This is a genomic window from Acinetobacter sp. CY81 (genome assembly GCF_059515925.1).
On sequence record NZ_JCAKNC010000003.1, the window covers coordinates 20,960 to 35,713 of the forward strand.

Below are 14,754 nucleotides of genomic sequence, written 5' to 3' on the forward strand. Positions count from 1 at the left end.
TGCTAAGAAAAATGCTGATGAATAGTAATCGCTACTTCGTCGTTAGTTGATTGTCCTAATTTTCACTTTGCATATAAAATATTAAAACCTTCTAAAAACCTTTTAGCATTGATTAAGACAACAATATAATTTGGTTTTGTAACATAAATCATTTTTTTCCGACTTTTAAAAGGCTTATGCTTATTTATATAAGTTTTAGGTGAGGACTTGGTGATGAAAAAATTAGCAAGTATCGTTGCTGTTGCAACAGTTTCAAGCTTCTTATTAGCAGGTTGTGAAAGCATGACCCCAAATCAACAACGCGTTGGTGCAGCGGCACTAGGCGGTGCAATTGGTGGTGGTGTAGGGAATAATGTCGGTGGTGGCGTTGGTGCTACACTAGGCGGTGGTGCGGGTGCTGCTGTAGGAAGTAAAACTCAAAATGGTTCAAATCGTAATGCGACTTATAGCGGTGTAGGCGGTGCTGTCGGTTCTGCAATTGGTAAGAGCATTTTTGGTGGTAACTCTGGCGCAGCTATTGGCGGTGCGATAGGTGGTGGTGCCGGTGCCGCAATTGAGCAAAAGCGTTAATTAATTTGAGTGCACATTAGTTTAAGTTTGTGAAAAAGCGCTTTAATAAAAGCGCTTTTTTTATTTGAAACGACTGCCATGCGCTTTTTTTCGGCGTATATAAAGCGTTTTATTGACTTTGGCTACTCGTGAACCAGACTCGTCTAAAATGTTTATTTCATAGTTACGATACACAGGTGCAAAATTATGTGCCAATTCTTTAATCGTTTTGATTTCTTCTGCATTTAACCTAAAATCAGCATAAACCGTACTACGACCAGGGGTTAAGAATTCAATATTGGCCGCTTTGTCCCAAACGATATATTTATTGCCTAGATGATGCATCAACAGCGACATATAAAATGGGTCAACCATGGCATATAGACTGCCACCAAAATGAACCCCAACAATATTCTTATTTTGTCGCGTAAGCGGCATTTTTACGCGAATATGGTAATTTTTCAGATCAATTTTATCAATCACAATGCCTGCACCTTGAAAGGGTGCAAAATGATTAAACATATATTTAGAAATAAAAGGGATTGTCGCCAACTTTTTTAAAATACTCATTTCGGTCAATTTTTTTTATGGCTTGAAATTGCATACTAAGATAGAAAAAATATCCTGACATTGATCAAAATGCCTTATACACGTATTTTATTGGTCAATAATAAAACAATAAGGAAGTCACATTATGCAATTTGAATCTTACTGGATTGATACTCAAGATCAACAAAAACTCTATGCTAAAACTTGGGGTGATCAATCCAAACCAGCCTTGGTTTTAGTCCATGGATATCCTGATAATCAGGAGGTTTGGGAGCCGATAATCAATCACCTGATTCAGGACTTTTATATCGTGACTTATGATGTGCGTGGAGCAGGTGAATCTACTGTTCCAAAGCGGATCAAAGCCTATACTTTAGCCCAATTATCGCTAGATTTAGAAAGTGTTGTGAATTCGTTACTTCCCCAGCGATCCTTTCATATTGCAGCTCATGACTGGGGTTCTATTCAAACTTGGGAATCGGTGACTGAAGCTAAATTTAAAAATAGAATTTTGTCCTATACTACTATTTCAGGACCTTGTTTAGACCATGCTGCTTTTTGGATGCGCAATCAGTTTAAGCATGAAAAATCAAAATTTTTTAAGCAGTTGTTTAAGTCGTGGTATATCGTGGCATTTCAACTACCAATATTGGCACCAACTGTTTGGCATTTTTTCAACCCAGAGCGTTGGGGCAAAGTACTTAATCAATTAGAAAAAACCAAAGGACTGCCACTCAATCAAAATATCTCAAAGGATGGAGAGCACGGCATTGGATTATATCGTGCTAATTTTATTCCACGTCTAACCATGCCTCGTAAGCGTCATGCGATTTGTCCTGTACAGGCGGTTGTACTCAAACGCGATAATTTTGTGAGTCCAGAGTTGATTGATGAAATTCCAAAATGGGCAGAGCATTTTCAACGTGTTGATGTTGATGCGAACCATTGGGCAGTACTGAGTCGCCCAGAAGAAATTGCAGGTTATATTCAGACTTTTGCGCAAAGTCATCAGTAATTGGCAATTAAGTTATATATCAAGGTTACTCATTGACCAAAACGGTAAGTCGGATGCCTAAATGTAGGCATCCGATTAAATTAAAGTGAATTGAATGTGAATCTGTTAAAATAATCGTCTGTTCTATTATCTAAAAATTTATTCCATGAATGCAGTCGTCATTGCGATTCTAGTGATGTTTGTTTTATCACTGGCACGAGTTTCCGTTGTTTTTACATTGGTGATTTCAGCTATTGTTGGTGGTCTGGTGGCGGGTTTAACGCTCCCTGAGACCGTAACAGCATTTAACGATGGATTGGGTAAGGGTGCTGAAGTTGCGTTGACATATGCAATTTTAGGTGCATTTGCTTTAGCGCTATCGAAGTCTGGACTTCCTGATTTATTGGCACACAAGCTTATTGGTATTTTGGGCAAAGAGGTCAGCCACAGCCAAACTCGAAAAGTAAAATATTTACTGATGAGTATTTTGTTGATTGCTGCAATTTGTTCTCAAAATATTATTCCTGTTCATATTGCCTTCATTCCAGTATTGATCCCGCCATTATTAAAAGTCATGAACCATCTGAATCTCGATCGACGTGCAGCCGCATGTGTCTTGACGCTTGGTTTAGTAGGGACGTATATTCTGATTCCAGCAGGTTTTGGTGCGATTTTCCTTGAACAAATCTTAATGGGAAATATCAACAAAATTGGTGCTGAGTACGGCCTACAAGTAGAACGTTGGATGATGCCTGTAGGTATGGGAATCTCTGTTCTTGGTATGGTGATTGGTGCATTGGTTGCGGTATTTATTACCTATCGTAAGCCACGTGTCTACCAAGACCGTAATGTCAAAGTTGTATCTCATATCGATCTAGATAAACCGATTCGTGCAACAGATGCAGTACTTGAACATGATGCTGAAGAATTGAAAATTGAAGCAGCTAAAGCACCTGTGATTGCAAGATCAACCATGTTAATGGCGATTCTAGCGGTAGTGCTAACATTCTTGGTACAGCGTTATTCAGGGTCAATGATGTTAGGTGGCTTGGTCGGTTTCGCTGTGCTTTCTGCAGCAGGGATTTTCAAATGGCGTGAAGCCGATGATATCTTTGTCCAGGGTATGCGTATCATGGCGTTAGTCGGCTTCATTATGATTTCTGCTGAAGGTTTTGCTGCCGTGTTGACTGCGACAGGTGATGTTAATCACCTTGTAAACAGTGTGACGGGCATTATTGGCGATAGTAAGGCATTGGCTGCATTCTTGATGTTGTTCATTGGACTCTTCGTTACAATTGGTATTGGTTCATCATTCTCAAGTGTACCTGTACTGGCGGTTATTTATGTCCCGCTGTGTATGCAGTTTGGATTCTCACCGCTAGCGACCATTGCATTGATTGGTACAGCAGCGGCACTCGGTGATGCAGGTTCTCCAGCTTCTGATTCAACATTAGGTCCTACAGCAGGTCTAGGGGTTGATGGTCAACATGATCATATTTGGGATACGGTTGTTCCGACATTCATCCATTTCAATATTCCATTATTGATTTTTGGTTGGGTTGCAGCAATGGTGCTCTGATTAGCATTGAATAAATATTAAGAAAGGCGATTTTAACATCGCCTTTTTTTATTTTAATCCATATTAAAATGGTTGGTTTTAAAATAATTTAATAATAAATATTCTTATATTAATTTAAAATTTTAACGCCGTCTTTAAAGCCGAGTAAATTAGTCAATTTAATTAAATATACATAATAATCAATTAGATATAAATATTAAAAGAATTGTTTAATTTAATGCTATTGCATATTAATCAAATGAATGTTTATTATTGTTTTAAATATTTATTTTAATAGTAATATTCTTCCAGAGGTTAATTTAAAATGTTAAAGCAAGTTGCTCTCGTTGCATTAATGGGTCTTTCTGCATCTGCAATGGCAGGTCAATGGCAAGTTAAGTTAGGTGGTTCTGCAGTTGCACCAACAGGTGATTACAACTTAGGTGGTACAAAAGTAGAAGCTGATAATGAATTGGCATTTACACCATCTGTAGAATATTTCTTTAATGAGAATATCTCTGCTGAATTACTTTTGGCTACTCCTATTTCGCATGACATTTTAGCTGGCGGCGAAAAAGTAGCGAAAATTAAACATTTACCACCAACAATCACAGCAAAATATCATCTTAAAAACTCAACAGGTTTTACACCTTATGTTGGTGTCGGTGGTACTGCTTTCATCGCTTGGGATGAGGAAGGCCTTGCTAAAGATGTTAAAGAGTCTTTTGGTTTTGCCGGTCAAATTGGTTTTAATTTCCAACCTGCTGACGCAAAAAATTGGGGCGTATTTGCTGATGTTCGTTATGCCCAAATTAGTCCAGAAGTTACTTTAACAACTGGTGACAAATTTGATTTAGATATCGACCCAGTAATTTACACATTGGGTTATAGCTACAAATTCTAAGCATTTGTAGTGTAGAGATTAAAAAAAACTCGGCTTTCATGCCGAGTTTTTTTTAATCTCTACAATAAGTATTTTTATGTTTAAGCCCTCTTGTCTCTAAGCTTAGCGTTTATTAATTAATAACAAATTTCCGATATTGAAATGACAAATGGATATTTCATAAATTATTTATAAAGTCCTAAAGTTTGCATTGTTCAATGATTCTGATCATCTCAACTTACTTCTAAATTCTTTTTAATTTCATAAGTAGCAAGAGACGAGTCATTTAAAAATTTTAAGAATATATAACGTAAAAATAAGAGGTCATAAACATGTTTAATACTTATATTTATAAATCATTCATTGGATTGGCATTAGTGTTGAGCGTAGCTACAGTGGCTCAGGCAGGGAATTGGCAATTGAAAGTAGGCGGAAGCTTACTTGCACCTACAAGCAATAATGGCACAATTGCTGCTGCAAAGGCGGATGTTAGCCATGAGTTCAATTTGACTCCATCGGTTGAGTATTTTTTTGGAAATACAAATTTTTCAGCGGAGCTTTTACTTGCAGTAGCGCCATTTAAACATAATATTGCGTTAGATGGGGTCGAGGCTGCAAGCTTTAAACATTTGCCACCAACAGTAACAGGCAAGTATCATTTTAAAAACTCGAGTCGCTTTACACCTTATATTGGGGCCGGATTAACTGTTGCTGTGCCTTGGGACGAAAAACTAAGAGGTAGTGATTCTAAGTTAGAAGCTGATGTCACGTATGGCGCTGCAGGGCAATTGGGTTTTAATTTTAAGCCAGCAGAATCATCTGATTTTGGTGTATTTGTCGATGTGCGTTATGCGCAAGTTGAAAGTGATGTAAAGCTTGATGGGAAAGATATAGGGACGTTAGAGGTCAATCCTTTGGTATATACATTAGGATATAGCTACAGATTCTAGTTTTTAAATCAATTTTAGAGATCGAAACCTTATCAAGGGATAAGGTTTTTTTGAATCAATTTTTATTGAGATAAGCATTCAGATTAATGTGAACAATTTTACCATTTCTTTCATTTCATAAACTCAGTAAGCTGTTTGTAAGTCATGAGTAAAATAGAATGAAAAAAAAATTAAGCATTGGCATGGTCTTTACAGCATTCGTGTTCATGGTTGAAGCCCATGCAGCGAGCTTCAATTGTACTAAAGCACAAACCACTACTGAGCATCAGATCTGCAATACCCTCAGTTTGAATGATGCAGATGTCAAAATGGTGACGACTTATAATATTATTCGTCGTTTAGTCCCGATGGGAATGCGTTCCGAAATTCGTGCAGAACAAGTACGCTGGTTAGAGCTACGAGATGAATGCCAAAATAATGTTGAATGTTTAAAACATGTTTATGAGATGCGTCAGCAAAAACTAGATATGTATATGGACAGAGTTTATAAACAAGGTCCATTCTAAAATCGATCTTCTTTTGAATATATCCATCTTTATTCTCATTTTTTGATCTGTTGCTATTGAAAAATAACGAAGCCACTCCATTCATTATGCATAAATAAAATTTATGTCTAATTTTAAGGAGTGATTCATGAGCGAGAGCAGTACACAAAAGCATAGTTTCCAAGCAGAAGTAGCTCAACTATTACATTTAGTGACGCATTCTCTCTATTCAAACCCTGAAATTTTCCTGCGTGAATTGATCTCAAATGCTTCAGATGCATGTGACAAATTACGTTTTGAAGGGATTAACCATCCTGAATATTATGAAAATGACCCAGAGCTGCATGTTCGTGTCACTTTAGACAAAGACAACAAGACCATCACAATTTCTGATAATGGGATTGGCTTAAGTCAGCAAGAAGCGATTGATAACTTAGGAACGATCGCTAAATCTGGCACCAAAGACTTTATGTCTAAGTTGAGTGGTGATCAGAAATCTGATGCTCAGTTGATTGGTCAGTTTGGTGTTGGTTTCTACTCAGGTTTTATTGTTGCCGATAAAATTACCGTTGAATCACGTCGTGCAGGAACGGATGCATCAGAAGGTGTACGTTGGATCAGTGGTGGTACAGGTGATTTTGAAGTTGCTCAAATTGATAAAGCTTCACGTGGAACAGATATTATCCTGCATTTACGTGATGATGCTTTTGATTATTTAGAGTCTCATAAAGTTAAACAAATCATCAATAAATACTCAGATCACATCAGCTTGCCGATTGAAATGCAAAAAGAGATTTGGCAACAAGAAGAAGCTGCTGAAGGTGAAGAAGCAAAGCCAGGTCAGTATGTAAAGACGGATGAATGGGAAGTGATTAACTCTGCAAGCGCATTGTGGACTCGCAACAAAAGTGAAGTAACTGAAGAACAATACGTTGAGTTTTATAAAAATCTCAGCCATGACTTTGAAGCACCTTTGGCTTGGGCACATAACCGTGTTGAAGGCAGTACTGAATATACGCAGCTACTCTATATTCCAAGCAAAGCACCGCACAATATTTTTACACGTGAAGCGAAAGCTGGTATCAAACTGTATGTGAAACGTGTTTTCATTATGGATGATGCGGATAACCTGATTCCGAACTATTTACGTTTTGTTCAGGGTGTTGTGGATAGTGCAGACTTACCATTGAACGTCAGTCGTGAATTACTTCAAGAAAGCCGTGATGTCAAAACCATTCGTGAAGGGAATGCACGCCGTATCTTAACGACGTTAGATGCTTTGGCAAAATCAGAAGACGACGCAGATCAAGAGAAATTCAAGAAGTTCTATGCTGAATTTGGTTCTGTGATTAAGGAAGGTTTAGGCGAAGACATGGGTAACCGTGATCGTATCTTAAAACTTTTACGTTTCTCAACTTCAACCAATGATGATGTGACAACTTCTCTAACTGCTTATAAAGAAGCAATGAAAGAAGGGCAGAAAGCGATTTACTATGTCACTGCTGATAGTCTGGCAGCTGCTAAGAATTCACCACAGCTCGAATTGTTCAAGAAAAAAGGCATTGAAGTTTTATTGATGGCAGATCGTGTGGATGAGTGGGCGATGGAATTCGTACATGAATTTGATGGCGTGCCAATGCAGAACGTTTCTAAGGGTGCTGTGGATTTAGGTGATTTACAAGATGCTGAAGAGAAGAAAGCACTTGAAGCTGCAGCGGAACAGTTTAAGCCTGTAGTCGATCAGTTAACGAATGCACTTAAGACGAAGACATCTGAAGTACGTGTCACCACACGTTTAGTCGATTCTCCAGCATGTTTGGTAACGAGTGAAGGTGAGTTATCTCCACAATTGATTCGTATGCTCAAACAAGCAGGACAGGATGTTCCAGAGTCTAAGCCGATTCTTGAAATTAACCCAGCGCATCCTTTGGTGAAAAAGCTTGAAGGATCCGCTCAGTTTGATGATTTAGCCAATGTGATCTTTGATCAGGCTGTGATCGCAGAGGGTGGTTTACCTGAAGACCCAGCAAGCTATTTAAAACGAATCAACAGCTTGTTATTAAAATAACTTGTATGATTAAAAACCTCCTTCGGGAGGTTTTTTTATGGATTTAACTTGAGTTTCCCAGCGTGGTTAATGTTATTGGTTTAGAGGACTGATTCAAACTCTCAATGAAATACATCATTAATTCCGTCCACCTATTGATCATAATATTAAATTAATATTCAAATATTAATCTATAATAGCGATTATTAAATTTGGGAATTTCTGATGAAGACTGTGCTATCGATGGGTATGACGACACTCATTTTATTTGTAACCATGCCTTCTAGTTGGGCGGATACAGTTAAAAAAGACATGCGTAATGATCGTATCTCCATTACTAAGCCTATTGCGCAATATGATATAAATCCATTCTCTGATCAACAGCGTGTGGTACGCAATGATCGAGTGAGTTATACAGTTTCTAACGTTGAAAAACCATCAACCGACAAGAAACGCCGTATCATGCGTAATGATCGAGTTTCAATAAGTCGCTAATTGATGATCTAATTTAATAACGATTTATTCGCATTGTTGCGAAAGCCCATCCATCAGATGGGCTTTTTTATTGAATGCTATAAGCTGAAGGGAGTGATCAAGGATTTAGAAGATTGCTTCGAGCCGTACCAATGCTCGAGGATAATGGCTGTGATCTTCACGACTATCGTTATAGTAGTTTAAATCGCCTTGTACAAAGAACCATTCACGCCAGACTGGTTGGCGCCATGATACAAATGGTCCCCAACTGTTGAGCCTCAAATCGTTATTGTTGTAATAACCACCAGTATAGATGCCATAGTTAAAGTTATTTCCATGGAAGAACTGATGTTGACGATAAGTGCGGTTATCCCAAGTGAGATCATCGTCCTGTTCATCTGCATAAGTCAGATAAAACTGGTTTGATAAAAAGGCTTCACCAGGACGAGCATGGGTTAATTCAAGGTTGGTTCTCAGATAGTTTTCACTGTCGATGCCATAACGATAGATTTGTTCTGCGTGAAAGCTAAAATCATTGCTGAGTTGCCAGTCTTTGGTGGCTTTAAGTCTTGCGTAGATGTCGTCGCCTGAACGAATACCTAGATCAGCATCCATCTCAAAAGGTAAGGACTTAGAGAGTTGTGACCAACGTAATGCGATGGAACTATTGGCATCTCGTGTACGCGTTGAGTCAAATTTTTTATCCTCTGCATTGGATGGGTTTTCATCTGTAATGGCGACATTATTTTCAATTTCATTGTCGAGAGAGTCATCACCAAAAATGACACTGACTTTCTTCTCTAAAGTTGGTAAATCTATTTTTCCGCGAATTCGGGGTTTGATTTCATAACCATCATGTTTATCCCAACGATTATCGAAAATAACCCTTAAAGTGGCTTTGGCAAGATCATTCGGATCCGTTTTACCAAACCAACTATCCATTTTATGGGCAGTACGATCTGCCCAATTGCGGATCGATTTTTGTTTACGGTCTGCCCATGTTAGATCTTCCGTCACAGCAGTATCTTGCAGTATTCGGTGATCAGATTGTTCAGGTAAAAAAGTCGGTGTTGAATCGATTGCTTGTGGAATATATTGAAGTAGTCCCCAACTTTGCTTGGCACGTTGATCAATGGTCTCAGCATTGGGAAGGGTGGATTGACCCTCTTCATTCACCGTTTTTTCTTTAAAGGCAAAGGGCGTTGTTTGTTGTTTCTCCACGACAGGTAAGGCAATGTGTTGTGTTGAATCATTACTGTTCGCCCAAATATGCTGAGTAGAAATAAGAGCGACAGCGAGCGTCAATACTGTTGGGTTAAAAGCTATTGTTCTGATCTTTATCATCGTCATAAGTTCATGCTGAATGGTTGAATGAGGGAATAATCCACATCAGATGAAGGATTTGTATTCTATATAAAATCTTAGTTTCACTATGGTTTTAACAAATTTTATGCGATGAATAAAGTCATTCTGAATGACGAAGAACATGAATCAAAAAACATTGGGTGGGTTTAAAGAGTGAAATGTAGATTCTGGGTTTGACTCTATATTTTTAAAATATATTAAAAACAAATAGATATTATAATTCTAAAAATGGTAGGCGAAATCAAGACATAAAAAAGCCTCCAAATTTGGAGGCTTTTTTATCTTATAAAATAAGAAAAATAAATCAAAGAAATTACAGCGCGAGTAATTCGATAAACTAATTGTAAATGAAAATAGAGGCTTGAAAGGCATCATTTATGCAACGCTGTATTCTATTTATGTAGTGTTATACACGGGATGTGTACCTATATCAGAGGATTGTATTTTATCTGTAATTTTCCTTTGTATAATTTTTAATCATCTATTCTTCTTGAGGAATGAGGAATAAGATAAAAATTCAAATACCTAAAAGAGTACGGACACATGGCAATTGCAAAAGTTGTTGAAGTAAATTCAAGCAGTACCAAAAGTTTTGAAGATGCAATTCAGACTGGCATTGCGAAAGTAACAGAAACGGTTAAAAACGTCCAAGGTGCTTGGATTAATGAACAAAAAGTCATTATTAAAGAAAATAAAATTGCAGAGTATCGTGTCAATCTTAAAATTAGCTTTTTAGTGGAGTAGGGTAATTCACTCGATGTTGAGTTTAATGAATCATCATCAGGTGGAGAGTTATTGATTTAGGATGATTGATCGTGCTCAACAGAATGGAAACTGAAAGTATTCAAATTCAAAATTTAAAAAATAAAGCCCTCTATAGAGGGCTTTATCGTTTTGATGGATGAGCAAAGTTTTTATTCACAGCCTTAGGTCATCATCCGATTTAAAAATTAGCTTTTAGGCACTTCGCAAGATTCATCTGAACAGATCAAAGCATCATTTTGTGCTGTATTTTCAGATGCTTTTTCCTCAGCTTCTTGTTGAAGTTCATCTTCTGTTTTCATCGTTGCAACAGCTTTGGTCAATACATCTTTCATGACTTCAACAGGTTGTGCACCAGCCAATGCAACACGTTGATCAAATACGAAGAAAGGAACACCGGTCACTTTCAGCTGATCACGCGCGACTTCTTCGTCGTATTTTACAAATTCTGCAAATTCATCTGAATTAAGGACGTCTTCAACTTGATTTGGATTTAACCCGATACGAGCAGCAACATCTTCAATCGTCTCTCGTTCACCAATCGCTAGACCTTGAGTCATATAGCTATAAAAGAATGCTTCTTTAGCTTCATTACCCAAATTCAAGCTTTGTGCTAAATGAATAATACGGTGAGCATTGAAGGTATTGCCTGAGTTGGCATTTTCCCAGTTGAATTCGATGCCTTCTTCTTTTGCCATAGCTGCGATATTACGTTGCATTTCTTCTACTTCAGCAATGCTACGATTGTATTTTTCAGCAAGGCGCTCAGAGTTCGATTTTTCTTGGCGTATAGGAGCATCTGGATCAAGTTGATAGCTGTGCCAGAAGATTTCAAGTTCAACACCTGCTTGCTCAGCAGCTTTTTCTAGACGTTTTTTACCAATAAAGCAAAAAGGGCATACTACATCTGACCAAATATCTACACGCATGTTATTTCTCTAAACCACAATCATTATGCATATAGTGTGGGCAATAACATAAAAATTAAAGGGCTAAATCAACAACACAGCGTTTTATCCATTTGAGTGAATACACAATGACAAGATTGGTTGAGTTTTGAATGTATTTCACCGTGAATAGCGAAAGATTTAATCATTAAGCGCTAAAAAACAGTTGTTTTTGCACAATAAATAAGCGATAAATTATAAATAATTCAATGACATTGTGAAGATTTTTTTAAATCTAGAACAAATAAAATTTAATAAATGTGCAATATGGCTAAATATTTTAAAAAAGTGTTAAACTGATCATAACTTTATGATATAAAAGCTTAATTTTCGAACAGAAAGTCTACTGGCTGGATATGCCACAAGACATTAAAAAAACTGCTGAGTATTGGAGGTGCGTATGCGCCGCATCTTAATATTAATTACGCTCTTGATTGTGTCTCTGTGTGGTTATTTCTTTTATCAAGATCATTTGAACACGAAGGTATCCGACCAAAAAGTGTTTGATAAAGTTATGACTGAGAAAATGGAAACCTTATATGTTCAAGCCAAAAATTGGAAAAAGCCGATTACCTTGAATATTGAAGATGACCGTTTAGATGGTGATTATAAAATCATGTCTGAATTTATCTTGAACTATTGGGTGGATAATATTGAGGCACGTAATAGCTATTTACGTCAGTTAGATGGTGCAGAGTGGGATCAATTTTTAAATATTGCACGCTTAGACAAAGATCGTCAGCAAGCCTATCAACAAACCAAGTCAATGCTCAGTACAGTACGCAAAGCAACCACTGAATTCCAAGCCAAAAATAAAGCCATTACTGAAAAAGCCATTACGGATGTTGAAAGTTTAGAGGTGAACAAAAAACTCAAACAATCGATGTCGGATAAACTTAAGCTCACGCGAGATTCGAGTAATGAATTGGCGTTGTTACATATTGAGCTTGAGATTATGAAACGTGCAGAAGAAATGTTTGAAATGTTGAAATCCAAAAAATGGATTAAAAAAGACGACCAGATCTTGTTTGAACAAGATGAAGATGTGCGTAAATTCAATGTATTGTATGCCGAAATCAATGAGTTCCAAACGCAAATTGAGGAACTCAAAAAGCAAAATGCATCGGTGTTTGAATCAGAAGAGGATCATTCTGTAGAGCCTACATCTGTTGCACAAGCGACATCTTAATCGCATAGGTTTTCATGCTTAAAATTTAATTGCATGTGAGATGTCATTTTATTGTGAGCATGTTGAGTTGTCAGTTGAACAGACTCTCCCAAAACACTGTTCAACTTTAAAGCAACAATGATTACCTTTAAATTGATTAATATGGCGCTAGAAAAAGGCTTCTGCATTGATAGAGGCTTATAACTTTGAGTATTAAAGCTGAGTACTAAATCTGAGTATTAAATGTGAGTTGAATATCGAATCTCTAGTAAAGCGTGAACCTCTTAAATTTCATATTGAAAACAGAAAATGTCTAATCACTTAAATACGCTTATAATTTATGCGGAAAAAATATTGCTCGTCTGTTTAGATGGGCTTTTCGGTGATGCCATCAAAAGATCATTATTCGCATGAAAAATATTGTTGTGCTTTGGCTGGTTGTTTTTATTCTTTCGTCGCTATCGATCGCCTACACGCATGAATTGGTGATTAGCCCGATTTGGATCATCAACATCATCACCGTGTACTATTTGATTCAATATCGAAAAGTGGTGAATAGCACTTTATTCACTTTACTGTTCTCATTTAGTTCAGTTTTTATCGCGTCTTATCTGTTTGATCAAACTAAGCCTATTGATTTTAAAGTTCTTCTTAGTGTGATTGGTGCGGTTCAAGTCGTAATTTTCATGTGGGTGTATTATTGGATTGCTGAACGGGCATCTAAGTTTAAGTACTACCACACCTTTGTGATTACTTTTCCAAACATCATCAGTTCTGCGGTCGGTGCTTTGCTGTTTATGATGATCTTTGAATTCGGTCTAAATTATTACGAATTCTTGGATTATTTTCTGGAGCAGTTTGCAACGGGAATGAGTGTGATGTGCATCTTGTATGGGATGAGTCATTGGAAAAATATTCCATGGACAGACTATGCATTGATCTGTTCAGCATGGATTATTCAGTACTTTATCTCGATTGATCCGATTTTTTACGCATGTTTCATCTTTCCATTTTTGATGTGTTATTTCATTTTCAAATGCAAACTGCGAGAGTTTAGCTTTCTCATCGGCTCATTGTCTTTTGTATGTAGCGTCTATGTTTCGTTGCCATTGGCAGGGGAATATTGGTCTGCGTCTGAAACCCATATGTTATCGCGTTTGAGTTCGTATCGACTTGCATTGGGATGTTATTTAATTATCTTCCTATTTGTCTGTGAAATTTATTTGAACAATAAGCGTTTAAGTTCAAGCTACGAACGGATGATGTTTAGAGATGAACTCACCGCATTAAAAAATAGACGTTATGTACGTGAAAAAGTCCTAAATGATGAAAACTTTAGTGATGGATATTTATTACTTTTAGACATCGATAATTTTAAAAAGGTGAATGATCAATACGGTCACTATGTTGGTGATTTGGTCATTAATCACATCACATCGATTCTTCGGCAGTTGAAGGTTGAGGAAAGCATGATTGCACGGTGGGGTGGAGAAGAGTTCTTATTCATGGTACCTAAAGCGACTGCTCAACAATGTCGGAATACTTGCGATGCGATTATCATTGCCTGTCAGAAGCAGCCCTTTCACTTTAAAGGCGAACAGATAGATATTACCGTCAGTATCGGTGCCACGATGTTTAATCAGTTTAATCTGGATACGCATATTCGACTGTTGCAACGTGCAGATCAGGGTTTATACAACGCGAAAGCCAATGGTAAAAAACAGTACGTTTTTAATCATTAATCGTTCTTTAGTATTAAAGTTTGAACAATATAAAGGATGCAAGAGAGCATCCTTTTTCAATGGTGTTATCTGTACGATTTCAATCGTGATTAAAATCATCAAGATATGTTTTATCTCAACACGCTCATGAGAATAGATCGAGTGGAGCTTGAGTCATGATCACTTTTATAGACTTATGGTGGTATTTCACCGTTTATCTGAGCTTAGGTGAATCATGATTGTGATTGTTGTAGCCTATTTAAAAGAGTCTTTTTATTCTCCCTATGGCTCATTTCTTTAGA

General features: G+C 37.2%; 14 protein-coding genes. 11 read left to right on the forward strand and 3 right to left on the reverse strand.

The annotated features are described in order from the left end of the window. Positions 1-213: 213 nt before the first annotated feature. A complete protein-coding gene (locus tag AC5YDM_RS04530) occupies positions 214-570 on the forward strand; it encodes a YMGG-like glycine zipper-containing protein (RefSeq protein WP_496150935.1) in 357 nt (118 codons plus the stop codon). 60 nt (positions 571-630) lie between these two features. On the opposite strand, the gene AC5YDM_RS04535 is transcribed toward AC5YDM_RS04530, so the two are convergent. After that, positions 631-1,119 carry a PaaI family thioesterase gene (locus tag AC5YDM_RS04535; protein ID WP_496150936.1) on the reverse strand — a complete coding sequence of 163 codons (489 nt, stop codon included), beginning with the start codon at positions 1,117-1,119 and terminating at the stop codon, positions 631-633. A 124-nt stretch (positions 1,120-1,243) separates the two neighbouring features. On the opposite strand from AC5YDM_RS04535, the gene AC5YDM_RS04540 reads away from it, so the two are divergent. The 7 genes from AC5YDM_RS04540 (at position 1,244) to AC5YDM_RS04570 (ending at position 8,510) form a co-directional block, all read left to right on the forward strand. Next, on the forward strand, positions 1,244-2,113 hold the full coding sequence (locus AC5YDM_RS04540) for an alpha/beta fold hydrolase (RefSeq protein ID WP_496150937.1): 870 nt from the start codon (positions 1,244-1,246) through the stop codon (positions 2,111-2,113). 145 nt (positions 2,114-2,258) lie between these two features. Further along, complete coding sequence (locus AC5YDM_RS04545; RefSeq protein WP_496150938.1) at positions 2,259-3,671, forward strand: Na+/H+ antiporter family protein; 1,413 nt, start codon at positions 2,259-2,261, stop codon at positions 3,669-3,671. Between the two features lie 304 nt (positions 3,672-3,975). Continuing rightward, complete coding sequence (locus AC5YDM_RS04550; RefSeq protein ID WP_496150939.1) at positions 3,976-4,554, forward strand: OmpW/AlkL family protein; 579 nt, start codon at positions 3,976-3,978, stop codon at positions 4,552-4,554. Between the two features lie 326 nt (positions 4,555-4,880). Then, positions 4,881-5,483, forward strand: a complete 603-nt coding sequence (locus tag AC5YDM_RS04555) for an OmpW/AlkL family protein (RefSeq protein WP_496151240.1) — start codon at positions 4,881-4,883, stop codon at positions 5,481-5,483. A gap of 158 nt (positions 5,484-5,641) precedes the next feature. Continuing rightward, a complete protein-coding gene (locus AC5YDM_RS04560) occupies positions 5,642-5,989 on the forward strand; it encodes a lysozyme inhibitor LprI family protein (RefSeq protein ID WP_496150940.1) in 348 nt (115 codons plus the stop codon). A 127-nt stretch (positions 5,990-6,116) separates the two neighbouring features. Continuing rightward, entirely contained in the window at positions 6,117-8,036 is a 1,920-nt protein-coding gene (gene htpG, locus AC5YDM_RS04565; RefSeq protein WP_496150941.1) for a molecular chaperone HtpG, read from the forward strand. Positions 8,037-8,240: 204 nt separating this feature from the next. Further along, the gene (locus AC5YDM_RS04570) at positions 8,241-8,510 is read left to right on the forward strand and encodes a hypothetical protein (protein ID WP_496150942.1); all 270 of its coding nucleotides are present in this window, start codon (positions 8,241-8,243) and stop codon (positions 8,508-8,510) included. A gap of 105 nt (positions 8,511-8,615) precedes the next feature. Here AC5YDM_RS04570 and AC5YDM_RS04575 read toward each other — a convergent pair whose 3' ends face one another. After that, complete coding sequence (locus AC5YDM_RS04575) at positions 8,616-9,839, reverse strand: hypothetical protein (protein WP_496150943.1); 1,224 nt, start codon at positions 9,837-9,839, stop codon at positions 8,616-8,618. A gap of 558 nt (positions 9,840-10,397) precedes the next feature. Here AC5YDM_RS04575 and AC5YDM_RS04580 point away from each other — a divergent pair. Continuing rightward, on the forward strand, positions 10,398-10,598 hold the full coding sequence (locus AC5YDM_RS04580) for a dodecin family protein (RefSeq protein ID WP_496150944.1): 201 nt from the start codon (positions 10,398-10,400) through the stop codon (positions 10,596-10,598). 206 nt (positions 10,599-10,804) lie between these two features. Here AC5YDM_RS04580 and AC5YDM_RS04585 read toward each other — a convergent pair whose 3' ends face one another. Next, positions 10,805-11,545 (reverse strand): DsbA family oxidoreductase, encoded by a 741-nt coding sequence (locus AC5YDM_RS04585; protein WP_496150945.1) that lies wholly within the window; start codon positions 11,543-11,545, stop codon positions 10,805-10,807. A gap of 418 nt (positions 11,546-11,963) precedes the next feature. On the opposite strand from AC5YDM_RS04585, the gene AC5YDM_RS04590 reads away from it, so the two are divergent. Both AC5YDM_RS04590 and AC5YDM_RS04595 read left to right on the forward strand, forming a co-directional pair. Continuing rightward, on the forward strand, positions 11,964-12,752 hold the full coding sequence (locus AC5YDM_RS04590; RefSeq protein WP_496150946.1) for a hypothetical protein: 789 nt from the start codon (positions 11,964-11,966) through the stop codon (positions 12,750-12,752). 389 nt (positions 12,753-13,141) lie between these two features. Then, the gene (locus tag AC5YDM_RS04595) at positions 13,142-14,473 is read left to right on the forward strand and encodes a GGDEF domain-containing protein (protein WP_496150947.1); all 1,332 of its coding nucleotides are present in this window, start codon (positions 13,142-13,144) and stop codon (positions 14,471-14,473) included. Positions 14,474-14,754: the final 281 nt, after the last annotated feature.